This is a genomic window from Nocardiopsis alkaliphila YIM 80379 (assembly GCF_000341005.1).
GTDB lineage: Bacteria > Actinomycetota > Actinomycetes > Streptosporangiales > Streptosporangiaceae > Nocardiopsis > Nocardiopsis alkaliphila.
In genome coordinates this window covers 1-24,837 of the sequence record NZ_ANBD01000051.1, presented here as the reverse complement: position 1 = coordinate 24,837, position 24,837 = coordinate 1, and the positions used below count along the sequence as shown (strand labels likewise).

Here is a 24,837-nt window from a genome sequence, read left to right as displayed (position 1 = left end):
ATGGCGACCGAGAAGCTCTCCATGGCGCAGGCGCTCAACCGGGCGTTGCGCGATTCCCTCGCACAGGACCCCTCCGTCTACGTCTTCGGTGAGGACGTCGGCCCGCTCGGCGGTGTCTTTCGCATCACCGACGGCCTGACCGCCGAGTTCGGCGAGGACCGCTGCTTCGACACCCCGCTGGCCGAGTCCGGCATCGTCGGTATGGCCGTGGGCATGGCGATGAACGGGATGCGCCCGGTCGTCGAGATGCAGTTCGATGCCTTCGCCTACCCGGCCTTCGAACAGATCGCCAGCCACGTGGCCAAGACTCGCAATCGCACCCGTGGCCGGGTAGGCCTGCCCATGGTCATCCGGGTGCCCTTCGCCGGCGGTATCGGCGGCGTCGAGCACCATTGCGATTCATCCGAGGCCTACTACGCCCACACCCCCGGGCTGAAGGTCGTCACCCCGGCCACCCCCGAGGACGCCTACTTCCTCCTGCGTGAGTCCATCGCCTCCCCCGATCCGGTCGTGTTCATGGAGCCCAAGAAGCTCTACTGGGCCAAGGACGAGGTCGACTTCGACCGGCCCGCGCCCGCCATGGGAAAGGCGGTCATTCGACGTCAGGGCACCGACGCCACCCTCATCGCCTACGGGCCCTCCGTGTCGACCGCGCTGGAGGCCGCCGAGGTCGCCGCACAGGAAGGTCGCAGCCTCCAGGTCGTGGACGTGCGCTCCCCCGTCCCCTTCGACGACGAGACCGTGTGCGCCGCGGTCCGTTCCACCGGCCGTGCCGTCGTGGTCGCCGAGGCCAGTGGTTACGCCAGTGTCGCCTCGGAGATCGTCGCCCGGGTCACCGAACGTTGCTTCCATTCCCTGGCCGCCCCGGTACGCCGGGTCACCGGCTTCGACATCCCCTTCCCCCCGCCCAAGCTGGAACGCTTCCAACTGCCCAGCGTGGACCGCATCCTCGACGCCGTCGACGACCTGCAGTGGGAGGACCAGTGACCGTCCAGATCTTCGACCTCCCCGACCTGGGGGAGGGATTGACCGAGGCCGAGGTGGTCCGCTGGCTGGTCGGCGTCGGTGACGTCGTCGCCCTCGACCAGCCGATCGCCGAGGTGGAGACCGCCAAGTCGATCGTCGAGGTCCCCTCCCCCTACGCCGGTACGGTCGCCGTCCTACACGGGAAGGAGGGCGAGGTGATGGAGGTCGGTAAGCCGCTCATCACCGTGGAGTCCGGGGCGCCATCACCGACCACCGAACCCACGACCGGCTCCGTCACGGTCGCCCGAGCCGAGGAGGGCTCCGAGGCGGGAAGCGCCGTGGATCCCGCCGGTGAGCGCTACCGAGAGGAGGAGCGGGCCGGTTCGGGTTCGGGCAACGTCCTCATCGGCTACGGCACCCCCGAGGCCCAGGCCTCGGGTCGACGCCGCCGTCCACGCAACCGTCCGCCGGCTCGCGGTGCCCAGCCCGCACTCCCCGCACGCCGGGTTCCGCTGGTCACCTCTCCCCTGGTCCGCCAGATGGCTCGTCAGGCCGGATTGCGCGTGGCCGACATCCAGGGAAGTGGCCCGGGTGGGCTCATCACCCGGCGCGACGTACGCTCCGCGATCGAGGCGGCCGGTGCCATCACCACCGCTCCGGCCCCGTCCGCCCCGATCGCGGCCTCCACTCCGATCGACGCGGTCCCGACCACCCCTGTTCCGGTGGAGCCGGGCGCCATCGACGGTCGCACCGGATTGGCCGAGTCCCAGAGGGTGCCGATGGGTGCCTTCCGCAAGACCGTGGCCGCCTCGCTCTCTCGGAGTCGGAGCGAAATCCCCGAAGCCACGGTGTGGGTGGACGTGGACGCCACCGAACTGGTTCGTCTGCGACGGTCCGACCCGGAGGGCCCCGGCCTGCTCGCCTACGTGGCCCGCTTCGTCCTGGCGGGCCTACGCGCCTACCCCGAACTCAACGGCCTGGTGGACATCGAACGCGAGGAACTCGTCCAATACGACGGGGTCAACCTCGGCCTGGCCGTCCAGACCGACCGTGGCCTGGTCGCCCCTGCCGTGATGGGCGCTCACAAGCTCACCACCGCTGAACTGGACACCGAGATCAAGGAGCTCACCCGTCTGGCCCGGGAAGGCAAGGCCACCCCGGCCCAGCTGACCGGCGGAACGTTCACGCTGAACAACTACGGTTCGCTCCGTGTGGACGGCAGCGCCGCGATCATCAACCACCCTCAGGTGGCCATCCTCGGTATCGGCCGCATCATCGACCGCCCGTGGGTCGTCGGTGGAGAGTTGACGGTTCGCAAGATCACACAGTTGTCCTTCGCCTTCGACCACCGTGTCTGTGACGGTGGCGCGGCAGCGGGCTTCATGCGTGTGGTCGCCGACTCCATGGAGGACCCGGCCAAGGCCATCGCCCGCATGTAGGCGGACGATGAACGAGCGCCCCGGAGGGAGTGTCGGCACCCCGGGGCGCTTCTCATGGCCGATGGTCTTCGAGGGTGGTGCGCATTCGGCGCAGGCGCGGGCCGAACGCGCCACGGAGCGCGACGGCGAGGGCGAGGTCGCCCGCCGGCCCCAGGCCGGTGGCGAACTCCACGACGTCGATGTGCCGGGTGCCCGCTCCGTGCGGTTCGACCCGGTGGGTGTGCCGCCAGTACCGGAGCGGGCCGTTTACCTGGAGGTCGCTGAAGGAACGGCCCTCCTCGTAGGCGTCGACGACGGCCCTCCACCGCACCGGGAAGAAGCCCGCCACGCCCCAGCGCAGGTTCATCACTCCGCCCTCCCCGAACGGTGTGGGCCAGTCCAGCACCCGCACGCCCGCGGGCATGGCGTCCAAGAACCCCGCCTCACTGACGATCAGTGCGAACACACGCTCCACCGGGGCGTCGAAGTCCTCGATCACCCGTAGTGTCGTGGTGCGCCGTGGTCGGGACCTACGGTCACGTTCGCGCACGCTGCTCCCCCTCCGTCGAGGATCTCAGCATGTCAGGGGATCGGTGAGAGCACGCGAAGGCGCCCCCGGCCCGTGAACCGGAGGCGCCTCATGGCCTCGCGACGTCCCCTCGATCCGCCGTCACGCGGACGACCTGCCTACTCCTGGCCCTTGGCGACCAGGGTGAGGACGTCGTAGGTGGCGACGGCCTCGCCGTCCTGATCGGTGACGACCGCGTCCCAGCGCACTTCGCCGTAGTCGGCGTTGGTTCGCGGGGTGATCTGCTTGGCGGTCAGCGTCACCTTGATCACCGCGTCCTCCTTCACCGGGGTGAGGAAGCGCAGGTTGTCGACACCGAAGTTGGCGAGCACCGGGCCCGGGTCCGGATCGACGAACAGGCCGGCGGCCAACGACACCACCAGGTAGCCGTGCGCCACGATTCCGCCGAACAGCGGGTTGGCGGCCGCGGCCTCCTCGTCGGTGTGGGCGTAGAACGTGTCACCGGTGAACTCGGCGAAGTGGTCGATGTCGGCACGGGTGACCGTACGCTCGGCCGAGGCGATGGTGTCACCGATTCGCAGCTGGGACAGGTCCTTGCGGAACGGGTGCACGTCACCGACACTGCGACGCGACCCCGTGGTCCAGTGACCGGTGATCGCGGTGAGCATGTCCGGGGAGCCCTGAATCGCGGTGCGCTGCATGTGGTGCTTGACGCCGCGCACGCCGCCCAGCTCCTCGCCACCACCGGCGCGTCCCGGACCACCGTGCACCAGCACCGGCAGCGGGGAACCGTGGCCGGTCGACTCCTTGGCGTCGTCCCGGTTGAGCACCAGGACGCGTCCGTGCCAGGGGGCTACCCCGAGGACGACCTCGCGGGCCACGTCCTCGTCGTTGGTGACCAATGAACCGACCAGGCTGCCCTGGCCACGCGCGGCCAATTCCACGGCCTCGTCCACCGTGTCGTAGGTGATGATCGTGCTGACCGGACCGAAGGCCTCGACCTCGTGCGGTTCCTGGGCGCCCGGCTCGGCACGCAGCAGGATCGGTGACATGAACGCGCCCGACTCGGCGTCCGCGCCGGTCACCTCGACCTCTTCCGGGTCACCGAAGACCAATGCGCTGGAGGTGCGCAGGGCCTTGACCGCCTTGCGGACCTCCTCGCGCTGGTCGAGGGAGACCAGGGCGCCCATACGGACGTCAGGATTGTCGGCCGCGCCCACCGTGACCTTGGCCAGACGTTCGGTGAGGGCTTCGGTGACGGCCTCGGCCATCGACGTGGGAACGAGGATCCGGCGGATGGCGGTGCACTTCTGCCCCGCCTTGACGGTCATCTCCGTGACGATCTGTTTGACGTACAGGTCGAACTCGGGGTCTTGTACCGCCACGTCCGGGCCGAGGATCGAGCAGTTGAGGGAGTCGGCCTCGACGTTCAGTTGGACGCCGCCGCTGACCACGTTCGGGTGGTTGCGCAGGATGGCGCCGGTCGCGGCCGACCCCGTGAACCCGACGATGTCCTGGGGGCCGAGGTCGTCGAGTAGACCCCGGTGACTGCCCACCAGCAATTGGAGGGATCCCTCGGGCAGTAGACCGGATTCGACCATGCGCTTGACCACGGCGACCGTCAGGTAGGCGGTCTGGCCGGCGGGCTTGACGATGCTGGGCATACCGGCGAGGAAGGCCGGGGCGAGTTTCTCCAACATGCCCCAGACGGGGAAGTTGAAGGCGTTGATCTGCACGGCCACACCCGGGCGGGAGGTGTAGACGTGCTGAGCGACGAAGGTGCCGCCCTTGCTCAGCGGCTCCAGGGGACCGTCGAGGATGACGGTGGAGTTGGGGAGTTCGCGGCGGCCCTTGCTGGAGAAGCTGAAGAGGGTGCCGAATCCGCCGTCGACGTCGACCATCGTGTCACGCTTGGTCGCGCCGGTCCGGTACGAAAGGGCGTAGAACTCGTCCTTGTACTCCATGAGGTGCTTGGCGACCTCCTTGAGGAGGTTCGCCCGCTGGTGGAAGGTGAGTGCTCGAAGGGCGGGGCCGCCCACGGAACGCGCGTACTCGATCATCTCGGCGACGTCGGGGCCGTTCTTCGAGATCCGGGCGACGGTCTCCCCGGTGTTCGCGTCGGCCAGGGGCGCGCCCTTGTCCGCGGGGGTGAACCACGACCCCTGGGCGTAGCTCTCCAGTACTTCGGACACCTGACGGTCCTCTCCTCGGCTGGTGGTCTGTGGAAACAGTATTACAGACCGATCGTTCAGTAAATAGGTGCCGGTCTGCGGATGTGCGCCTCACCAGCGCTTTCGCTGGTGATAGCGGGTCACCTTCCCTGGCTTATGAGGCCGACTTACCGTGGAGCCATGACCGACTACGCGCGGATGTACCGTCTGGGGTTCACCCCATGGGAGCGCTACGGGCCCGCAGCCGGAGCTCAGCTTCTCGTTCCTGGCTCCGACATGAGCTGAGAGAACGCGATGAGGGTCCTGGTCGGGCATTGGACATCGGGTGTGGGCGTGGGCGGTTCACGCCTGAGTTGGCCCGCCATGGCCGGGAGGCCGTGGGCGTGGACCTGGTGCCTACAGCAATCGAAGCCGCTCGCCGCAAGGAGCCCGAAGGGGTCGCCTACGTCGTGGGTGAGGCCACCGACCTGGAGTCGGCCGACCTCGGTGGCGCGTTCGACCTCTTCCTCGACATTGGATGTCTCCAGGGACTCGATTCAGGACAGCGGGCCGCTGAGGGCCGGGTAGTGACGGCGCTCGCCACTTCGGGAGCCACCTTGTTGGTACTCGCCTTCGGCCCGTCGGTCTATCGACGAATGGTCGAAGGGGTTTCGCGGGCGGAGGTCGAGGCGGCGTTCCCCGAATGGGAGTCGGCCGAGGTCGAGGACGCGGACACCAAGGGCCTGGGCCGACCGATGAATCGGACAGCACCGAAGTGGTACCGCTTCCGTCGAGCCTTGGGGCGTCGATTCGCTGCGCGACCTGACTTCGAACCGGAGAAGGGCCCTCGCGGAGCACGTGCGGGGCTCCCCCTTCGACGGGACATGGCCCGAACCCGTGCCCGATCGTCGGTGCGACGTGTTCCCCGATGACGAAGCCGGCCCGGGTCGAAAACGACCCGGGCCACGCCGAAACCACAGGTCGATTTGTCGACAAATCGACCTGTGGCCGCTACTTGGTCAACGCGAGCACCTCGGCGCCGGACAGCTCGGCCAACAACGGGCCGGGAACCCGCAGTTTGGATCGACGCAGGCCACTGCCCACGACCACCCATGGGGTGTCGTGGACGGCCTTGTCCACCAGGATCGGCCATTCCTTCGGTAGGCCGAACGGGGTGATCCCCCCGTACTCCATCCCGGTGAGTCCGGTGGCCTCGTCCATCGGGGCGAAGGAGGCCTTGCGCGCCCCCAGGTGGCGCCGCAGGGCGCCGTTGACGTCGGCCCGTTGCGTGGCCAAGACCATGCACGCGGCGTACTCCACCTCACCGCCCCGCTTGGCGGCCAACACCACACAGTTGGCGCTGGTGTCCAGGGACAATCCGTAGCGCTCACAGAACGCCGCGGTGTCCGCGACCTCCGGGTCGATCTTCGCGGCCCGGACCGACCCGTCGAACCTCGCCACCACGGCCCGTACCGGGTCCGCCATCAACTCAGGGTGGTCCAGTGCGGGCACCCACTCGATCCGCTCGGTCATGACCGCTCCCCATTCGCGTTCCGCACCATGCGGCACCATGATGCCGCACGGCGGACACCGGAAATGGCCACGCCCGGTCAGGAAACCCCCGGCACCGGGTGTGGCCGTCGCCGGCTCGACCCACGTGCCGCCGCACGATCGCCAAGGCGAGTCCACCGAGGCCTTCGGCGCGGTAACCGGGCCGACCGTGCACCGCCTCCGGGTACGGAGCGGGAATGGTGGAGCATCGTCTCGGCCGCGCCGGCGTCGCTCCTGGTGAGGCCCCGGTCGCTGCCTCGAAGAATCCGTCCGGTCTGGGCACCGATCTCAAAGGCACCCTCGCGCATCCAGGCCGAAAAGGCTCGGGTGGTCTGCCCCAGTGTCTCGGGAGAGCACGGGTCCTCGTGATCACGAAGTGCCTCGGCGACGCACACCGCCATCCGTGTGTCGTCGGAGTGCTCCCCGAGTGCGTGGGGACCGAGCCCGCCACCGATCATCTCGGGCGTCCGGATCCCTGACAAAGGTGCGCCGAACTCATAGGGGACGCCGAGGACGTCACCACACGCGCCACCCGAGAGGGCCCCTGCGGCCCGGTCGGTCGCCTCGGGGGAGACCATGGTGCCTCACCTGGGGGTGAAAGGGGCGTCGTGGTCTCATCCTAGCGTCCGGTGACGGTCCGTATCCGGCCTGATAAAGGACCTTATTCAGGACATCTCACCGTACAATCCGACCATGACCCCCGATCCCCTCACCGGTCTCGTGTTGCACGAGAGAGTGCTTCTTGGAGAGCGAGTCCGTGGCGACGGCACGGTGTCCGTGTACTCCGGCCGGGACACGAGCACCGACCGCCCCGTCACCGTGACCCTCCTCGGCCCCGAGGCCGCGGCCGACCCCACGACCGTGCAAGCCTTCCTCGGTCGTGCCCAAGCCCTTTCCGGGCTGGAGGTTCCCGGTCTGCCCCGAGTCCTGAGCGATGGTCACGATGGCGACCACGTGTACATGGTCACCGAGCACACGCCGGGGGAGAGCCTCGCCGAGACACTCGATGGGGGAGAGCACGGATTCCGCTACGGCCCGCACGCCGCCTTGTCGATCGTGGCCGACGTGCTCACCACCCTCCACGAGGCACACGACCAAGGTCTCGTACATGGCGGGCTCGGCCCACGAGAAGTGATCTTGGACGACGAGGGGCGGGTGACCGTCACCGGCTTCCGAATGGTGGACGTCGGAGGGGTCACCCCGCGCACCGACGTCCACGCCGTCGGCTGCCTGCTGTACGCGTTGATGACGGGTTCGCCGCACTTCGATCACGACGCCGTGCCGCGTCCCTCCTCGGTGATCCCGGGTCTCCCCCCGGATCTGGACATGCTCGTCGCCAACGCCACGGAGACCAACCCGCGTTATCGTCCGCGCGACGCCGGTCAGTACCTGACCCTGGTCGAACAGGTCCTCAGATCCTTGCCGGCCGAGGACGCGGGTGAGGGACGGACCACTCAGTCGATCCCCGTGGTCGAGGCCGACGAACCCACGGATGGGACCCCCCTTCCCGTGTGGCGCCGTGTCCCCGTCCTGGTGGGCGCGGGGGTCCTCGTCCTGGCACTCTTGGCCACGGGATGGGCGTTGATGCCCGACGACGCCGTCGAACTCCCCGACCTCACCGGCTTCTCCGTGGAGATGGCCGAGGTGGAGTTGGCCGCCTTGGACCTGGACCTGGACTACGCCTACGAGGACACCTACAGCGACGACACCGAATCGGGTGAGGTGGCGGCGACCGACCCCGCCGCCGGTACGGAGTTGGTGGCGGGCGACAACATCCTGCTGGCGGTCTCCATCGGTCCACGGTTCGTCGAGGTTCCCGACGTGGCGGGTGACACCGAACCGGAGGCCCGCACCCTTCTACGGCAGGCGGGGTTCACCGAAGTGAAGGTGGTGCAGGAACACTCCCCCGACCACGATCCCGGCACCGTCCTGTCCACCACCCCCGAGGCCGGTGACGATGGTGACCGCGAGGAAGAGATCACCCTCCAGGTCAGTGAGGGGGTCATCGTCCCCACCTTGATCGATCTGGAACAGGAGGAGGCCGCCGGCGTCCTCGACGACCTGGGGTTGGACACCACCGTGGTGGAGGTGCCCAGCGACACCGCTCCCCAGGGGCGGGTCAGCGGACAAGATCCCGAACCCGGAACGATCCTGCCCGAGGACGGGAACGTCACCCTCACCATCTCCACCGGCCCGGAGGAGATCGAGGAGGACGAAGAGGAGACGGCGACCGAGGAGGAGTCCCAGGACGACCGGCGGGAGCAGGAAGACGACGGTGGCCGGCCCGAAGATCCCGGTGATGGTGAGGCCTCCGAGCCCCCCGGCGGTGGTGGCGACGACGCGCCGAGTTGCTCCGGCCAGGCCTGGGATCCGCGCAAGGTCTACAGGGAGGGCGACCGCGTCCACTACGAGGGCCGTGAGTACCAGGCCCGGTGGTGGACCCACGGGCTGCCCCCCGGTGTCGCCGGAGAATGGGGCGCCTGGTTCGACCAAGGACCCTGTTAGCCCTGGAAGGTCTCACTGTGGGCGACAGGGACACCGGTTCGCGGCCGAATGTATGCCTTGGCTACATGTGAAACCGATCACCACGGTTCTACCTTCGGGATGGCACCCCCATCCCCCGGCGGGTCACGCCGCGACCAACGGCGGGTGCCGACTGGAGGAAGAACATGCGCAAGACCCCCTTGGCCGCCGGTGTCCTCGCGGCCACGATCCCCCGGGCCGCCTGTGGCAGCCCCGGCGACGCCGCCGGAACCGACGCGGACGGGCCCATCAAGGTCGGCATCGTCTATTCGGCGACCGGACCGCTGGCGACCTACGGCGAGCAGTACCGACAGGGTTTCGAAACCGGACTGGACCACGCCACCAACGGCACCGGGAAGATCGAGGGTCGCTCGATCGAGGTCACCTACATGGACGACGCGGGTGAACCCGACAAGGCGGTATCCGCCGCCCGTGAGCTCATCGGTGACGGCCATGGGATCCTCGCCGGCTCCACCGCCTCCGGGATCGCGGTGCAGGTCGCCCCCTTGGCCGAACAGAACGACATCCTGTTCATCTCCGGGGCCGCCGCCACCGACGCCATCACCGGGATCAACGACCACACGTTTCGTTCGGGCCGGCAGACCTACCAGGACATCCTCGCCGCCGCCGGCTTCATGGACGATCCCGAGGGTTCCGACGTCGTCGTCTTCGCCCAGCAGAACGCGTTCGGTCAGGACAACGTCGACGCCGTGACCGAGGTCCTCGAAGCCGAGGGCGCCAATGTCGACAGTGTCCTCGCTCCCGCGGACACCACCGATCTCACCCCCTTCGCCGAGCAGGTCAACCAGGCCGACCCCGACCTGGTCTTCGTCGCCTGGGCGGGCGAGACCGCCTCCGCCATGTGGCAGGCCCTCGATCAGCAGGGCGTCCTCGACTCCACCGAGGTCGTCACCGGGCTCGACATCAAGCCCTCCTATCCGATCTTCGGCGAGGCCGGCGACCGTATCTCCTTCCTCTCCCACTACTTCGACGGAGCCTCCGGAACCGAGATCGCCCAGATCATGAAGGAGACCGTCGAGGCCGAGGGTGGTGAGGTCGACCTGTTCACCCCCGACGGCTTCACCGCCGCCCAGATGGTCGTGCACGCCGCCTCCGCCGGTGACGAGACCGCCGAGCGCATCGACGCCCTGTCCGGTTGGACCTTCGAGGGCGTCAAGGGTGAACTGCACATCCGAGCCGAGGATCACGCCCTCATCCAGCCCATGTACCAGGTCGAACTGGTCGGCACGGGAGACGAGGCCCACCCCGAACTCGTCGCGGAGATTCCCGCCGCCGACGTCGAACCCGCGATCGCGGAGTGAGTATGAGCACCCACACCACGCCGCCGGGTGTGACCCCCGGGCCCGGTGGGAGGTCCGCCACACCCGTTCTGGCCTTGGACGGACTCAGTTGGTCCGTAGGCGGAGCCGTCATCGTCGACGGCGTCACCATGGCCGTCACCGAAGGCGAGTTCGTCGCCCTCATCGGCCCCAACGGCGCCGGTAAGACCTCACTGTTCAACCTGATCAGCGGTCTCACCAAACCCACCGCCGGCACCGTGAGCCTGGCCGGAAACGACATCACCCGGCACGCGCCCCATCGCCGAGCGGCCCTCGGCATGGGTCGCACCTTCCAGACCTCCAGTGTCTTCGCCGACCTCACCGTCGGGGCCAACGTCGGACTCGCGGTCCAAGCGCGTACCGGGGAGTCTCGTCGATTCTGGCGACCGGCCGCCCCCGACGGCGGCGCCGACGCCACCCGGGCCCTGGAACTGGTCCGTCTCTCCCACCGCGTGGACTTCCTCGCCGGTGACCTCTCCCACGGCGACAAACGCAAGCTCGAACTCGCCCTTCTCCTGGCCCGAGGCCCTCGGCTCATCCTCCTGGACGAACCCATGGCCGGAGTCAGCGCCGGAGAGGTGGGCGAGCTCACCACCGTCATCCAGGACGTGCACCGTGAACAGGGTTGCACCGTCCTCATGGTCGAACACCACATGGAGGTGCTCCTCGACATGGCCGACCGCCTGGCCGTCATGCACCACGGCGCCCTTCTCACCTACACCGACCCCGACACCGCCATGGCCGATCCCGACGTTCAGGCCGCCTACCTCGGGGACGGAGCGTGAGCGCGCCCGCGCCGCTCCTGGAAGCGGACGACCTGCACGTGTGGATCGAGGGCTCCCACATCCTCCAAGGGGTGTCCTTCACGATGCCCGGCCGCGGGGTCACCGCGGTGCTGGGCCGCAACGGCGTCGGCAAGACCACCACGGTCAAGGCGCTCCTCGGACTGGTGCCCCGTACCGGTCGGATCACCCTCGATGGCTCCGACGTCACCGGACTCCCCACCCACACCATCGTGGCTCGCGGGATCGGCTACGTCCCCGAGGAACGCGGGATCTTCGCGGCCCTCACCGTCGCCGAGAACCTGCGCATCGCCGAACGACGCCCCGGCGATCCGCGTTACGAACTGGTCCACGAACTCTTCCCCGAGCTGCGCAAGAGGGCGAGCCAGCCGGCCGGCACCCTCTCCGGCGGGCAGCAACAGATGCTCGCCATCGGCCGCGCCCTGCTCAACGACAATCGGCTGCTCATCGTGGACGAACCCACCAAGGGACTGGCACCCAGGATCGTCCGTGAGGTCGCCGACGCCGTCGCCACCGCAGCCGAAAGCGTTCCCGTGCTGCTCGTGGAGCAGAATCTCTCCCTGGTGCGCCGGGTGGCCGACCAAGCCGTGGTCATCGACGCCGGAAAGGTCATCCACACCGGCCCCGCCGGAGAACTCCTCGACGACGCCGACCGTGTCCGCTCCCTCCTCGGTGTGGCCCGAGCGGCCACCGACGAACCCACGGACGGACGGATGGACACCACATGAGCACCATCGTTCTCCTCATCATCACCGGGCTCGGTCTCGGTGCCCTGTACTTCCTCATCGCCTCGGGCCTGTCCCTGATCTTCGGCCTGATGGACGTCCTCAACTTCGCCCATGGCGCCTTCCTGGCGATCGGTGCCTATGGCACCTGGTGGGCCGCCGGCCACCTGCCCGGGGCGGGACCGGCCGGGGCGGGCTTCCTCCTGGCCGTGGTCTTCGGCGTGGCCGCCGGAACCCTTGCCGCCGTCCTGGTCGAACTCTGCGTGATCCGCCCGCTGTACGGCAGACACCGCGAACAGATCCTCGCCACCGTGGGTCTGAGCCTGGCGGTACCCGCGCTCATCCAGGCCATCTGGGGCGCCGACCCGCTCACCTTCCCCCGACCGGAACTGGTCTCCGGCACGCTCCCGTTCCTAGGCGTCAACGTCCCCAAGGACCGCTACCTGCTCATCCTGGCCGCGATCGCCGTGTTCGTCGCCCTGTGGCTGTTCAACTCCCGCACTCGATACGGACTCATCGTCCGCGCCGGGGTACAGGACCGGGCCATGGTCACCGCCCTGGGGATCGACGTTCGCAAGTCCTTCACCCTGGTGTTCGCGATCGGCGGGGCCGCCGCCGCGCTCGCCGGCTCCTTGGGCGGCCTCTACTTCGGTGTGGTCACCCCCACCCAGGGGATGTCACTGCTGATCTTCGCGTTCATCGTGGTCGTGATCGGCGGAACCACCTCGCTCACCGGTTGCGCGATCGCATCGATGACCGTGGGCCTCATCCAGCAGTTCGCCAACTACTACACCGTCGCCGGACTCGGTGACATCGCCGTGGTCGCCGTGCTGGCCGTGGTGCTGCTCACCAGGCAGGGCGGTCTGACCGCGAAGAAGTCCGCGGAGAGGGTGGCATGATGACCGATACCGACGTGGCCGTCCATGACGCCTCCGGATCCCCGAAACCGCCCACCGTCCCTGACGCTCGGCGACGCCGTTCCCTGCCCTGGTGGGCGGTGCCCGCCGTACTCTTGGTGGTGGCGTTGTCCTTGCCCTTCTCCACCCTGTACGTTCCCGGGCTGTTCCACGGCGCCCTCAACAGCCCCTCCACCTTGCACCTGCTCGCCCTGTGCCTGATCTTCGGCGGGCTGGCCACCAGCTACGACCTGCTCTATGGACGGGTCGGGCTGTTGTCCTTCGGACACGCCCTCTACTTCGCCTGCGGGGCCTACGCCGCCGCACTCTTGATGTCCGTGCTGAACCTGTCGCTGCTGTGGTCGGCACTGATCGCGGTGGTCGGCGGCACCCTCCTGGCCTTGGTGCTGGGCGCGGTCTCACTGCGGGTCAACGGAATCGCGTTGGCCATGGTCACCCTGGCCTTCGCGGAGGCGGGTTCCATCCTCGTCTCCCGTGACCCCGGTCGCTGGACCGGAGGTGAGGAGGGCCTGGCGCTCAACACCGAGACCATCCCCGCCGCCTTCGTGGGTGTGGTCAACACCGTCAACCTGTACTGGGTGGCCGTGGGCTACGTCGTGGTCGTCCTGGCCGTGGTGTGGTGGCTGGCCGGCACACCCGTGGGTCGGGTCTGGCAGGGCATCCGCGCCAACGAACAACGTGTGGCGGTCCTGGGCATCAACCCCTACCCCTACAAACTGGTGGCGTTCACCGCCGGTGGTGGACTGGCCTCGCTGGGAGGTGTGGCCTACCTACTGGTCAACGGCGGAGTCACCCCTGGCATCACCACCGCCGAGTTCACCCTCACCCTCCTCGTGATGGTCGCCCTGGGCGGCGCGGGCACCCGCTGGGGCCCGCTTCTCGGCGCCGCCCTGTACACCTACGCCGAGAACCGGTTGCTTCAGTCCGGTGGAACCTTCGACGCCCTGCCCGCCTGGATCGAGGCGCCCCTCTCCCAGCCCTTGTTCGTCCTCGGCACGCTCTTCGTCCTGATGGTCTTCTTCTTCCCCGGCGGCATGGTGGCCCTACCGGGGCGAATCAGAAGCGCCCTTGGGGACCGACGCGCCGAATCCGCACGGAAGGTCGACGACTCGTGACCGAACCCTCCCGGATCGACGGGGACGAGTGCACCGTCCCCGTCGCCGGGGGCGACCTGACCGTGACGACCTGGGGTTCCGGCTCCGGCGTTCCGGTCCTGGCCGTCCACGGAATCACCGCCAACGGATATTCCTTCGCCCGTACCGCGGCCGAACTCTCCGCTCGGGGCGGGCCGGGGCTCATCGCCCCCGACCTGCGGGGTCGAGGTGCCAGTGGGCACCTCCCCGGCCCCCATGGACTGGCCGCTCACACCGACGACCTCATCGCCGTGCTCGATGGCCTCGGCGTACGGCGCACGGTGGTCGTCGGTCATTCCATGGGAGCGTTCGTCGCCGCGCTCCTGGCCGTGCGCCGCCCCGACGTGGTGGCCGGTCTGCTCCTTGTGGACGGCGGGTTCGGCCTGCCCGTACCCCCAGGCACCGACATCGACACCGTCATCGGCCCGGCCATGGCCCGCCTGCGTATGACCTTCACCGGACCCGACGACTACCGGGACTTCTGGCGGGAGCACCCGGCCTTCCAGGGGCGCTGGAACACCTGGCTGGACGACTACGTCCTACGCGACCTCGTCGGCAGCCCACCACGGCAACGTTCCGCCTGTGACGAGACGGCCGTGCGCGTGGACGGTTCCCAGGTCTTGACCGATGCCGAGGTCCTCGGAGCCGTCCACCGCCTGCCCTGCCCCGCCCACCTGCTGTGGACCGCGCGCGGCCTCATGGACCAGAGCCCTGGCCTGTACACGACCGAACGCCTCGCCGGCCTCCCCGCGTCGATTCGCACGACCGAGTTGGCCGACGACAACCACTACAGTCCGCTCTTCTCCTCAAGCGCCGCTCTGGTCGCCGAGCAGATCCACACCCTTGTCGAGCAGATCGTGCAGGTGGAGGGCGAGCTGTAGTTCCAACGCGCGGTCGGGGTGCTGCCAGTCCGTCCCGATGAGCTGCCCGATCCGCTCCAGACGCTGCGCCACCGTGTTCACGTGGATGTGCAGATGGTCCTTGGCCCGGGACAGGTTGCCCCCGGCCGCGAAGTAGGCCCTCAAGGTGTCCACCAGCAGCGTTCCCCGCCGCTCGTCGTACTCCAACAACGGACCCAAGGAGGAGGAGACGAATCCGGACACGTCCCGGTCCCGACCCAACAACAGCCCGGAGAACCCCAGGTCGTCGATGGTGGCCGTGTCACCCTCACGCCCCAACGCGCGCAACGTTTGCAGGCACCGGACCGACTCGGTGAACGCCTCCCGGAAGGTTTCCGGTCCCCTGGTGGGGCCGGAGAGCCCGGCCGTCACCGGACCGTTGGCGGCGGCGGACAACTCCACGCACACCCGTCGTCCCACCTGGGCCGGTTCCGACCCCGGTAACGCCAACACCAGCCGCCCGCCGCGATTGGTGACCAGACCACCTGTGGTCTCGGCCGCGAAGGTGGCCGCCGATCGCAGCCGCTGAGGATCCGCGCCCGCCGCCTCGGCCACCACCAGCACGTGCGGAGCGTCCAGGTCGGTGTGGAGCAGCGCCGCTCGTTGCCGCAACGACACCGGATCGCGCGCGGGCACTTCCAACAGTTCGTTGAGCAGGTCACCGCGGACCCGGTGCTCGGTCTCGCTCACCGAACGCCGAATGAGCAACAACAGGGCCGTCACCATGGCGGCCCGCTCCAACACCCGCTGGTCGGTGCCCTCCAGTTCGGCCCCGCGCAACACCAGGGTGCCCAAGGGCTCCCCTCCCGCCGCGGCGGCAGCGACCCAGACCTCGCCCACCGCCACCGCACGTCCGCTGGCCAAGGACGAGCGCACGGCTTCACCGAGTTCTTCGTCCCCTTCAAAGAGGGGATCTCCTCCGGGGGCCGGCTCGCCTACCTCGCCGCTGGGAGAGGCCGTCACCGACACGTCCGAGGTCCGATCGTGCAGACGCACCGAACCACTCAGCACCTCCGCGACGGCGGCCGCGACCTCGCGCACCCCACCTCCATCCAGCACCAGGTCGGTGAACCGGTCGTGAGCCGCCGCCGAGCGCTCCACCGAAGCCGTGTGCCGCTGCAAACGCTCGTTGACGGTGTGCAGTTCGTCCAAGGCGCGGCGAGTGTCGTCGATCAGGTTCGCGTTGTCGATCGCGATCGCCGCGTGGGTGGCCAGCGACGACAGCAACGCCACCTCCGAGTGCGCGAAGGGGCGTTCACGTCGGTTGGCGGCGAAGAGTACCCCCACCCCACGCCCGTTCATCTTCAACGGCACTCCCAGGATCGCCACCAGACCCTCGTCTCGCACCGCGTGATCGATGTTGTCCGCGTGGTCGAACCGAGGGTCCGCGAAGTAGTTCGCCGTCACGTACGGCAGCCCGGTGGTGGCCACCAGACCGCCCAGACCCCGCCCCGGGGCCAACCGCAACTGTTGGAAGGCCGCCGACACCGATCCCGAGGTCACGCGCATGTACGTGTCCCCGGCCTCCGGGTCGCTCAACGTCAGATAGGAAACGTCTGTGCCCAGCAGGTGCCGGGCCCGTTCCACGATGGCCTGCAACACCTGGTCCAGGCTGCGCATCCCGGCGAGGTCGTTGGCGGTCTCGAACAGCGCGCTCAGTTCCGACTCGCGACGTTGTCGGTCTCGCAGCACCGATCGCACCCGTAGCGCCGCCAGCTTCGTGCCCTCCAGCGCCGCGATCGTCTCCGCGTCGGCACCGTCCGAACGAGCACGTAGCACCGGCCGCTCGTACTCCACGGCCGGCGCGTCACGCAGCAGCAGTTCCAGGAAGAGGGCCTGTCGTTGGGCGCCTTGCGCGCCGCCCTCGCCTGAGGGCTTCGGGGTGGTGTTCAGGTCGCGCTCCAAGCTCCATCGATGGGAAGGGACGCCCCGTTGATGAACGAGGCGTGGTCACCGCACAGGTAGGTGACCAGTTCGGCCACCTCCGTGGGTTCGATGAGGCGTTTGACGGGGGTACGGGCCAAGAGCACCTCAGAGATCACCCGCTCCCCGGCGATGCCGTGCGCCTCGGACTGGTCGGCGATCTGTCGTTCCACCAGCGCGGTACGCACGTAACCGGGGTTCACGCAGTTGGAGGTCACCCCGTGTTCGGCGCCCTCCACGGCGATCACCTTGGACAGTCCCTCCAAGCCGTGCTTGGCCGCCACGTACGCCGACTTGTAGGCGGAGGCGCGCAGACCGTGGACGGAGGAGATGTTGACGACCCGCCCCCAACCGTGCTCGTACATGTGCGGCAGTGCGCCGCGCACCAAACGAAAGGGCGCCTCGACCATCAGTCGCAGGATCAGCGAGAAGCGATCCGGAGGGAATTCCTGTACGGGGGCGACGGTCTGCACTCCGGCGTTGTTGACCACGATGTCCGCGCCGTGGGCGGCCTCCTCCGCGGCGTCCAGGTCGGTCAGGTCCAATTCGACCACCTCGCCCACACCCTCTTCCGCGAGTACGTCCAGAGCGGCCCTGTCGACGTCGATCAGACGAACCATGGCCCCGGCGGCCGACAGGCGTCGGGCACAGGCCAGGCCGATGCCGCCGGCGGCTCCCGTCACCAGGGCGCTTCGTCCATGGAGGTCGACATGGCGGGTATGGGGGGAAGCCTGGGCGGTGGGGGTGGCCGATAGCGGCTGCGACAGGAACTCGTGCGTCGTCATGTCAGCAAACTAGGCCGAGGGCGGGTCGCGGGGGATGGTTGTGACGGACACAGCCTCGGGGTGGGACATGTGGTGTTCGACCATGCCTCAAGGACCTCCTGTGGGGTTCTCACCGGTACGGGGCGAGCGGTCAGGGTCTCGTGCACATGTCGTGCAGATCACATCAATCCTAGGCTCCGGGAAAAGGCCCGGCCGGACCACCCGCTGATCGAACCCCCGGAGCAGCGTCATGCGACCCCATCTCTCCCACGCCCGAAGATTTCCGCCCTTGGCCGCACTCACCGTGGCGCTCGTGCTGACCGCCGCGCTGATCGTCCTCATGGCCCCGAGGGCCTCGGCGGCCACCTTGGATCCGGTGCCCTCCTTCGGCGCGGACCCCGGAAACCTCGCCATGCACGAATACGTGCCCGACGGTCTCCCCACGGGCGCGCCCCTGGTCGTACTCCTGCACGGCTGTGCGCAGAGCGCCTCCGACTACCACCACCACTCCGGTTGGGCGGAACAGGCCGAAGCCTCCGGGATCGCGCTCGTCTACGCCGAACAGAACACGAGCAACAACCCCACCCGCTGCTTCAACTGGTTCGAGCCCGCCGACGTGGCTCGGGACTCGGGCGAGGCCAGGTCGATCCGCTCCATGGTGGAGTACGCGATCGCCGAACACGGAGTGGACGCAGAGCGCGTCTACGTCTCCGGTCTGTCCGCCGGTGGCGCCATGGCCGCCGAACTCCTGGCCTCCTACCCTGACGTCTTCGCCGGCGGGAGCATCGTCGCGGGCGTCCCGGTGGGGTGCGCCACCGGGATGCTCGACGCCTTCACCTGTATGAACCCGGGTAAGAACCGCACCGCCGAACAGTGGGGCGACCGGGTCCGCGCCAAGATTCCCGAGGGAGCCGAGCTGCCCAGAGTCGCCGTCTGGCACGGCACCGCCGACACCGTGGTGGCCCCCGCCAACGGAGAAGCCTCGGTGGCCCAGTGGGCGAACGCCGGCGGACTGTCCACCACCCCGGACGCGATCGAGGAACTGCCTGGATCCACCACCGCCTCGTACTACGGGGGCGGGTCCGATGACGCGTCCCTCGCCCACTTCTCCGTGGTGGGACTGGGGCATGGGACCCCGGTCGATCCGGCCACGGGTTGCGGTTCCGAGGGGGCCTACTTCCTCGACTCGGTGTGCTCCACCGGGTACACAGCGCAGTTCTGGGGAATCGCCGGAGGGGTGGAACCGACCGATCCCCCGACCGAGGAACCCACGCCCGAGCCCACCGAGGGACCGGGCGAGCCTCCGACCGAGGAACCCACCGATCCGCCCGCGGGTGAGTGCGTCACCGCGAACAACTACGTCCACGTCGACGAGGGACGCGCCGTGCACCGCGCCGGGTTCGCCTACGCGGTAGGCTCCGACGATTCGCTCGGCCTATGGACCATGGCGATCACGACCTCCCTCACCGAGACTTCGCCGGGCCATTGGGAGCACACGGTCGACGGCTGCTGAGACGACACAGCCGCGACACACGCGCGGGCGGGCACATGGCCCGCCCGCACGGTTTCCCCCCGGCGTGGCCGACGGACACGACCCCCGTGGTGTCCGTCGCCGGTCCCGCCACCGACTCCGCGAACGCGGTGCTGAGGGGGCACGTCCTCGAACTCAGGCTTGCTTCGCCACGCGAGCCTCTCCCGCGAGCACGTTGGCGGTCAGTCGACGCAGCGCGAGCCTGGTGGTCTCGAACTCCTCCTCGGGAAGGTCGATCACCCGCCCGATCGCTTCCGGGATGCCTTGGGCTCGAGCCCGCAGGTCATGGCCCTGATCGGTGGGAGTGACCAGTACCGAACGTTCGTCGTCGGGGTCACGGTCACGTCGTAGTAGGCCGCCGTTCTCCAGCCGCTTGAGCAAGGGGGTGAGCGTTCCGTAGTCGAGTTGGAGCACCGTGCCGATCACCTTGACCGAGCACTCGCCCCGTTCCCACAGCAGCATCATGACCAGGTATTGGGGATAGGTCAGGTTGAGTGGGTCGAGCAGTGGGCGGTAGAGGTTGGTGACGGCGCGAGAGGCCGCGTACAGCGCGAAGCACATCTGCTCGTCGACCGGGGGGAGTTCGAATTCGCCCCCAGGGGGTGGGGAAGGCTCGGGCATCACTCGTCATCGTAGTAACCGCGCACCCGATGTCAACGCCCACAACCGCCTTGCGTACAAGTAAAAACCACCCTTGAGAACGAAGGGGCACATACGTGCATACAACGCACACGCCAAAGGTGCCGGCGCGAAGTCGCACCGGCACCCGAGACTTCAGCGCTACTTCGTTTCGATCCTGCGGGTGTCGTCCACGAGCCTGTGCTTGACCACCTTTCCGGTGGCGTTGCGCGGTAGTTCCTCCACCAAGATCACCTCACGCGGAACCGAGAACCGCCCCAATGCCTCACGGACGTGCGATCTGACCGCGTTCGGGTCCACCTCGTGCCCCTCATGGGGCACCACGTACGCCACGAACCGCTGTCCGAACTCTTCATCAGACACACCCGTCACCACGACCTCACACACCTCGGGCAGCGTCACGATCGCTTCCTCCACGGGACGCGGGAAGACGTTCTCACCACCCGAAACGATCATGTCGTCATCACGCCCGGCCACGTGCAACAGGCCGTGTTCGTCCACATGACCGCGGTCCCCGGTCTCCATCAGACCGTCGGTCACCCGCTTGTGCGCGCCGTTGGTGTAACCGTCGAAGAGCATTTCGTTGCGAACGAAGATGGCGCCCTCGGTGCCTGGAGGAACCTCCCGACCGCTTTCGTCCAAGACCGCGATCCGTGTACCGAGCGGGGGCCGCCCCGCCGTGGTCGGCGACGACCGCAGGTCCTCAGGGGTCGCGATGGTCGCCCACGACACCTCGGTGGATCCGTACAGGTTGTAGACCACGTCGCCGAACGCATCCATGAAATCGTTGATCAGTTGAGGGCTCATCGCCGAACCACTGCACGCGACGATCCGTAGCGAGGAGGTGTCGTACTTATTTCGGGTGGCCTGGGGCAGGTCCATGATCCGTCGCAACATCACCGGCACCGCGAACAGCGCCGTGCACCCTTGCTCCTGGATGGTCCGCAGCACCTCCTCCGGATCGAACAGCCGGCGCATCACCAAAGTGGCCCGCATCGACATGCCCAGTTGGACACCCGCGAGTCCCCACGTGTGGAAGATCGGCGCCGACACCAGGATCCGATCCTTGGAGTTCAACGGGATCCGGGACAGCACCGAAGCCGCGTCCTGCGGTCCCTTGGGCGTGGGACGACGCGCCCCCTTGGGGGCGCCCGTCGTCCCGGAGGTCAGCACGATCAACCTGCCCGGCTTCTTCGGTGGCTCCGGCTCGGCCTTCGAAACCTCCCCCTCCACGAGCTCCAACGGGACCCGAGGGCCCGGCTCGCTCGGCTCACCCCACGCGGTAACCCTCGGGATCCACCTCGGCAGTCCCTTGTAGAGCTCCTCGAAATCGGCGTCCGCGATGAGCAGCGCCACCTCGTTGTTCTCGACCACCTCGGCCAAGGGACCCGCGGCCAGCCCGGTGTTCAACAACACGGAGTCGGCGCCCAGGCGGCTGCAGGCCACCATCGCCCGCACCATCGCACCGTGGTTACGACACAGGATCCCCACCCGAGAACCCGGGCGTACCCCCATGTGGTGCAACTCCCCTGCGAGTCGCTGAGCCAGCAGATTCGTCTGCCCGAAGGTCGTGGCTCCGGCTTCGTCGATCACCGAGACCCGGTCGGGGGCGCGTTCGGCGGCGGCGGCGTAACCGCCCGCCATGGTCGGGCCCCAGGCCCTGAGTCGACGTAGCTGGCGCACGATCTTGGCCGGAGGGCCAAGGGAGAGCACCCCGGCCTTGACGAGTACCCCGACCACCTTGAGGGTGTGCCCCAGCTTGGACGAGGTTCGGGGCCGGAAGTGGGTGGACGGACTGCCGGTTTGGGACGCCATGAGGTCTCCGAGGGATGTACGGGGACGGGCGAAGCGGTCCGCGCCCTCCGGGAAGCCTTCGCCTCGTGACTCCACGGAGTACTGCGACCGTAGGTGACGGAACGGGACCGTTTCTTCGTCTTCGGGTGAGTGACTACCGGCGCGTAGTTGTCAGTGTGGAGAGTGCCGAGGTTCCGGGAGGGGAGGGCCCCGGTCGAATGACCGAGACCCTCCGGTCGGGATCAGCCGGTCACGGTGATCGGTGCGGTGGGATCGTCGACGTTGGTCACCTCGTAGGTGGCGGAGAAATAGGCCTCATCGGTGTCGGGGCAACCGAAGCCGCCCTCCACCAAGACCGGTGCCGTGGTGTCGAACGCCAGCGTCGACGCCGGGTCGCCATTGGTCCAGGTGCCGCTGATGGTGACCTCGGAATCGGGGCTCACCGTGGCGGTGCAGGAGGCCAGACCACTCGTGGAGACCACGATCCCGGCGGCCGGGACCACCATGCTGCCCGTGGAGGGCTCTCCGGCGAACATCTCCATCTCCCACACAGGGTCGGCCACGGTGACCTGCGCGTTGACCAATGGCACGTTCGTGCCGCAGTCATCGAAGGTCGGAGCATTGATGGGCCCGGAGACAGGGCCGGCCGGGTTGTGGTTGTCCGGGCTCTCCGGAACGAGGTTGTTCCCGTCACCGGGGGCGGTCACGGAGACGTCACAGGTGATGAGGGTGCCGCCCGCGTCGAAGGTCGCGGAGCCGACCATGGTCGCCTGGAATGCGGCGCCGGCGGGCTCGACGGTGGTCGGACCCTGCTGGGCGGCCAAAGCGGAACCGCCCCAGGCCAGGGCGAGGGCTCCAGTGGCACAGGCGGCGAGGACTACGGAGCTGCGGGATCTCGGTCGCAAAACCGACATGAGTACTCCTTGTGTGTGATGGCCGGACGGCACACGCGAGGGACGCCCGGCGCAACTGAGGGTTGTTGTACGCGCCGACGTAGGTAGACGGAACTTGCCGATGGACCAACCGGGGACACACGGGCCTAGGTGTGCGCCCATGTGCGCCCCGGTCGTTCGAGCGCCCCGGCCGTGAACGCGGCACTGGTCGGGACGAAGACGGTGAAGTTCGACCCGTGAGGGTCAGGCTTGGAGGGGACGGTCTTCTTCAAGGGGGAGGGGATTGGTCTCCCGGACCTCCCCCTCCCCCAAGGGTTCGGCCTCCGTGGATTCTCGCCCCGCGTGCTTGCCGCGCCGTCGCCTTCGTTGTTTCCGGGGAGGTCGGGCGACGGGGCGCCAGGCGAAGGCGAGTCCGCCTCCTACCAGCGCCAGCAGGGTTCCGATGACGAGCCCACCGAGGTTGGAGAGCACGAGAGCGCCCAAAGCGATGAATCCGGCGAAGCTACCGGAGACCACGTGCTGGTTCGGGGTGAACCAGGTGACCAACCCGAGGACTATCAGCATGCCGCTGAAGATCAGGGTGGACACGGATCCGACGCCGAGGTAGAGCATCAGTTCCAACGGCAGTTGAGCGATCGCGACCATCTCGACCCCTGCCAGGATCATCAGTAGCCCGCCCGCGAAGGGGCGACGTTTACGCCATCGGGTCCAGGAGGCCCACAAACGTCGAAGAGGACTCAGAAGCACTCCTCATCCCCCAGGGAGACACCGAGACTCAGGTTGTGGAGCCGGAAGGTGCCGGCTGACGCGGCTTGGGCGGTCTGCTCCAGGTTCTCGACGTAGATGGTGTCGGACTGCATGCCGAACAGGTCGTTGTGGCCCTGTCCACGGCCGAGCCCGTCAGGGCCCTTGTCGAGGGTGGAGGCGTCCCGACCGATCTCCATGTTGTCGAACCGGGCGTTACCGTCCATCTGATTCATGTCGATGACCAGTTCGGAGGCTCGGACGGGGGTGCCGGCATCACCTGCGGTGAGCATCAGCGAGATGTTGCCGACCATCGGGAACTCGGTGGTCAGAACGGACTGGCAGAGTCCGACGATCTCGGCCTCCCGAATTCCGGCGACCGCGGCGGGTTCCGGTTGTTCGCGGGCGGTGGCGTTGATCCAACCGAACTGGGCGAACCCCGTGCCGGTCATCTCGTCCGCGGAGATCTTGAATTCCTGACTCGAGATGCTGAACGTGGCCGCGAGCGCACCGCCGGCCATCGCCACCAGGATTCCACCGATCGCCGCACCGGCGGGGATGGAGAAGAGGGCGAACCTCTTCCAGCTGGTGTGGCTCTCGGGGGACGAGACGCCGTCGGTCCCGACCACATCATCGGGGGATGTGCTGTCCATGCAGGTCCTTCCATGGGTGCATGGCCGCGTTGCGCCTCGCCGTTCCCCCGAACATCCGGCACGCGACCTGGTCTGATTCCTCCCCGTGCAGCGGGGTGCCACCAGAGCAGAATCTGTTCTAGCAATGCTCACATCATGAGACGAATGACCGCGGATTTCAAGAGTTCTCTTGGTGCTTTTCTCTGGTCGATTTTTGTGGTCGGAAATGATCAAGCTCAAAGTGGTGGCACGAGAAGGTGAGTCCAGGCCCTTGATCTGCGAAGATCCGGGATCTCAAGAAGCTCTTCCTGGAGGAGGCAATGGTTCTGCGGGGTCAGGGGATCCTTCGAATGGATCCTTGGAGGTCGTCCGATCGTCTCTTCGATTTTTGTTATGAGAGTGAGTGTTCAGGGAAAGGAGATTCATCATTTCGGTGAGTAATGCGTGAGGGGACGAGGGGCGCGACCGGGTCTGTCCACCCCCCGTTCGCTCCGCGCGCACGCGCGCGAAGGGAGACGGACGAAGGGAGAGAGCGCCCCAGGAGGCGCGGGGGAGGCGGGCGTCTATGGAGATGTGGGTCTGGGGAGCCGCGGGTGCCCGGTCGGGTCGTTCGGTTGGGGAAGCAAGGGGTGAGTGAGTGACCGGAGACACATGCGACTCGGTTTGCTCGGGTCCAGGAGTGGGGGTAGTGTTCTCCAAGTCGCCGCGGTGCGGTGAGCGGAACCCCTCGGGTTCGAGCTCGGCACCGGGCCGCGATCTGGGCGACCTCTTCAAGGCGGAATGGTTCGAGCAGTGCTCGGAGCATGTAAACTCGAAGAGTTGCTTCCAAGCCCAGCGGAAACCCGGAGTGGAAACTCCGAGGAAAAGCAGGGCGGCAGAAGCACCACGGGCTCCTTACCCCGATCGGTCACACCGAAAACCGCCGAGTTGCGGGACACGGAACAGCTGATAAAGTCAGGAACA

21 protein-coding genes and 1 pseudogene are annotated in these 24,837 nt (G+C 68.0%); 11 read left to right on the top strand and 11 right to left on the bottom strand.

Annotation, left to right across the window (positions count from 1 at the left end):
- A complete protein-coding gene (locus tag D472_RS0108200) occupies window positions 1-987 on the top strand; it encodes an alpha-ketoacid dehydrogenase subunit beta (RefSeq protein ID WP_017604004.1) in 987 nt (328 codons plus the stop codon).
- Window positions 984-2,405 carry a dihydrolipoamide acetyltransferase family protein gene (locus D472_RS0108195; protein ID WP_017604003.1) on the top strand — a complete coding sequence of 474 codons (1,422 nt, stop codon included), beginning with the start codon at window positions 984-986 and terminating at the stop codon, window positions 2,403-2,405. The genes D472_RS0108200 and D472_RS0108195 overlap by 4 nt, the downstream gene beginning before the upstream one ends.
- 52 nt (window positions 2,406-2,457) lie before the next feature.
- On the opposite strand, the gene D472_RS0108190 is transcribed toward D472_RS0108195, so the two are convergent.
- Together D472_RS0108190 and paaZ are read right to left on the bottom strand one after the other, a co-directional pair.
- Window positions 2,458-2,934, bottom strand: a complete 477-nt coding sequence (locus D472_RS0108190) for an SRPBCC family protein (RefSeq protein ID WP_017604002.1) — start codon at window positions 2,932-2,934, stop codon at window positions 2,458-2,460.
- Window positions 2,935-3,071: 137 nt separating this feature from the next.
- Entirely contained in the window at window positions 3,072-5,105 is a 2,034-nt protein-coding gene (paaZ, locus tag D472_RS0108185; RefSeq protein ID WP_017604001.1) for a phenylacetic acid degradation bifunctional protein PaaZ, read from the bottom strand.
- A gap of 177 nt (window positions 5,106-5,282) precedes the next feature.
- Here paaZ and D472_RS26665 point away from each other — a divergent pair.
- Window positions 5,283-5,866 (top strand): annotated as a pseudogene (locus D472_RS26665) (class I SAM-dependent methyltransferase); the annotation flags it as partial.
- A gap of 208 nt (window positions 5,867-6,074) precedes the next feature.
- Here the strand turns inward: D472_RS26665 and D472_RS0108175 are convergent.
- Together D472_RS0108175 and D472_RS27475 are read right to left on the bottom strand one after the other, a co-directional pair.
- Window positions 6,075-6,596 carry a YbaK/EbsC family protein gene (locus tag D472_RS0108175; RefSeq protein WP_017603999.1) on the bottom strand — a complete coding sequence of 174 codons (522 nt, stop codon included), beginning with the start codon at window positions 6,594-6,596 and terminating at the stop codon, window positions 6,075-6,077.
- 77 nt (window positions 6,597-6,673) lie between these two features.
- Window positions 6,674-7,192 carry an ADP-ribosylglycohydrolase family protein gene (locus tag D472_RS27475; RefSeq protein ID WP_083903409.1) on the bottom strand — a complete coding sequence of 173 codons (519 nt, stop codon included), beginning with the start codon at window positions 7,190-7,192 and terminating at the stop codon, window positions 6,674-6,676.
- Window positions 7,193-7,307: 115 nt separating this feature from the next.
- Between D472_RS27475 and D472_RS0108170 the strand changes: the two genes are divergently transcribed.
- The 7 genes from D472_RS0108170 (at window position 7,308) to D472_RS0108140 (ending at window position 14,936) form a co-directional block, all read left to right on the top strand.
- On the top strand, window positions 7,308-9,119 hold the full coding sequence (locus tag D472_RS0108170; RefSeq protein WP_017603998.1) for a PASTA domain-containing protein: 1,812 nt from the start codon (window positions 7,308-7,310) through the stop codon (window positions 9,117-9,119).
- Between the two features lie 164 nt (window positions 9,120-9,283).
- On the top strand, window positions 9,284-10,459 hold the full coding sequence (locus D472_RS0108165; protein ID WP_017603997.1) for a substrate-binding domain-containing protein: 1,176 nt from the start codon (window positions 9,284-9,286) through the stop codon (window positions 10,457-10,459).
- 2 nt (window positions 10,460-10,461) lie between these two features.
- Window positions 10,462-11,262, top strand: a complete 801-nt coding sequence (locus D472_RS0108160) for an ABC transporter ATP-binding protein (RefSeq protein ID WP_051045980.1) — start codon at window positions 10,462-10,464, stop codon at window positions 11,260-11,262.
- The gene (locus tag D472_RS0108155) at window positions 11,259-12,008 is read left to right on the top strand and encodes an ABC transporter ATP-binding protein (protein WP_017603995.1); all 750 of its coding nucleotides are present in this window, start codon (window positions 11,259-11,261) and stop codon (window positions 12,006-12,008) included. Before D472_RS0108160 ends, D472_RS0108155 begins: the two co-directional genes overlap by 4 nt.
- A complete protein-coding gene (locus D472_RS0108150; protein WP_017603994.1) occupies window positions 12,005-12,904 on the top strand; it encodes a branched-chain amino acid ABC transporter permease in 900 nt (299 codons plus the stop codon). The genes D472_RS0108155 and D472_RS0108150 overlap by 4 nt, the downstream gene beginning before the upstream one ends.
- Entirely contained in the window at window positions 12,904-14,037 is a 1,134-nt protein-coding gene (locus tag D472_RS0108145; RefSeq protein WP_017603993.1) for a branched-chain amino acid ABC transporter permease, read from the top strand. Before D472_RS0108150 ends, D472_RS0108145 begins: the two co-directional genes overlap by 1 nt.
- The gene (locus tag D472_RS0108140) at window positions 14,034-14,936 is read left to right on the top strand and encodes an alpha/beta fold hydrolase (protein WP_017603992.1); all 903 of its coding nucleotides are present in this window, start codon (window positions 14,034-14,036) and stop codon (window positions 14,934-14,936) included. Before D472_RS0108145 ends, D472_RS0108140 begins: the two co-directional genes overlap by 4 nt.
- Here the strand turns inward: D472_RS0108140 and D472_RS0108135 are convergent.
- Window positions 14,862-16,859 carry a helix-turn-helix domain-containing protein gene (locus D472_RS0108135; RefSeq protein WP_017603991.1) on the bottom strand — a complete coding sequence of 666 codons (1,998 nt, stop codon included), beginning with the start codon at window positions 16,857-16,859 and terminating at the stop codon, window positions 14,862-14,864. The two genes, D472_RS0108140 and D472_RS0108135, sit on opposite strands and share 75 nt — an antisense overlap.
- On the bottom strand, window positions 16,844-17,662 hold the full coding sequence (locus D472_RS0108130) for an SDR family oxidoreductase (protein ID WP_026117500.1): 819 nt from the start codon (window positions 17,660-17,662) through the stop codon (window positions 16,844-16,846). The genes D472_RS0108135 and D472_RS0108130 overlap by 16 nt, the downstream gene beginning before the upstream one ends.
- Window positions 17,663-17,891: 229 nt before the next feature.
- On the opposite strand from D472_RS0108130, the gene D472_RS0108125 reads away from it, so the two are divergent.
- Window positions 17,892-19,154, top strand: coding sequence for an extracellular catalytic domain type 1 short-chain-length polyhydroxyalkanoate depolymerase (locus D472_RS0108125; protein ID WP_051045978.1), 1,263 nt, complete (start codon window positions 17,892-17,894; stop codon window positions 19,152-19,154).
- Window positions 19,155-19,307: 153 nt separating this feature from the next.
- Here D472_RS0108125 and D472_RS0108120 read toward each other — a convergent pair whose 3' ends face one another.
- The 5 genes from D472_RS0108120 to D472_RS0108100 all read right to left on the bottom strand — a co-directional run bounded on the left by D472_RS0108120 (window position 19,308) and on the right by D472_RS0108100 (window position 23,895).
- Complete coding sequence (locus D472_RS0108120) at window positions 19,308-19,793, bottom strand: MarR family winged helix-turn-helix transcriptional regulator (protein WP_017603988.1); 486 nt, start codon at window positions 19,791-19,793, stop codon at window positions 19,308-19,310.
- A 159-nt stretch (window positions 19,794-19,952) separates the two neighbouring features.
- Window positions 19,953-21,626, bottom strand: coding sequence for an AMP-binding protein (locus tag D472_RS0108115; protein ID WP_026117499.1), 1,674 nt, complete (start codon window positions 21,624-21,626; stop codon window positions 19,953-19,955).
- A gap of 221 nt (window positions 21,627-21,847) precedes the next feature.
- Window positions 21,848-22,519 (bottom strand): hypothetical protein, encoded by a 672-nt coding sequence (locus D472_RS0108110; RefSeq protein WP_017603986.1) that lies wholly within the window; start codon window positions 22,517-22,519, stop codon window positions 21,848-21,850.
- 222 nt (window positions 22,520-22,741) lie between these two features.
- On the bottom strand, window positions 22,742-23,245 hold the full coding sequence (locus D472_RS25040) for a DUF6114 domain-containing protein (RefSeq protein WP_239642934.1): 504 nt from the start codon (window positions 23,243-23,245) through the stop codon (window positions 22,742-22,744).
- Complete coding sequence (locus tag D472_RS0108100; RefSeq protein WP_017603984.1) at window positions 23,236-23,895, bottom strand: DUF6230 family protein; 660 nt, start codon at window positions 23,893-23,895, stop codon at window positions 23,236-23,238. Before D472_RS0108100 ends, D472_RS25040 begins: the two co-directional genes overlap by 10 nt.
- Window positions 23,896-24,837: the final 942 nt, after the last annotated feature.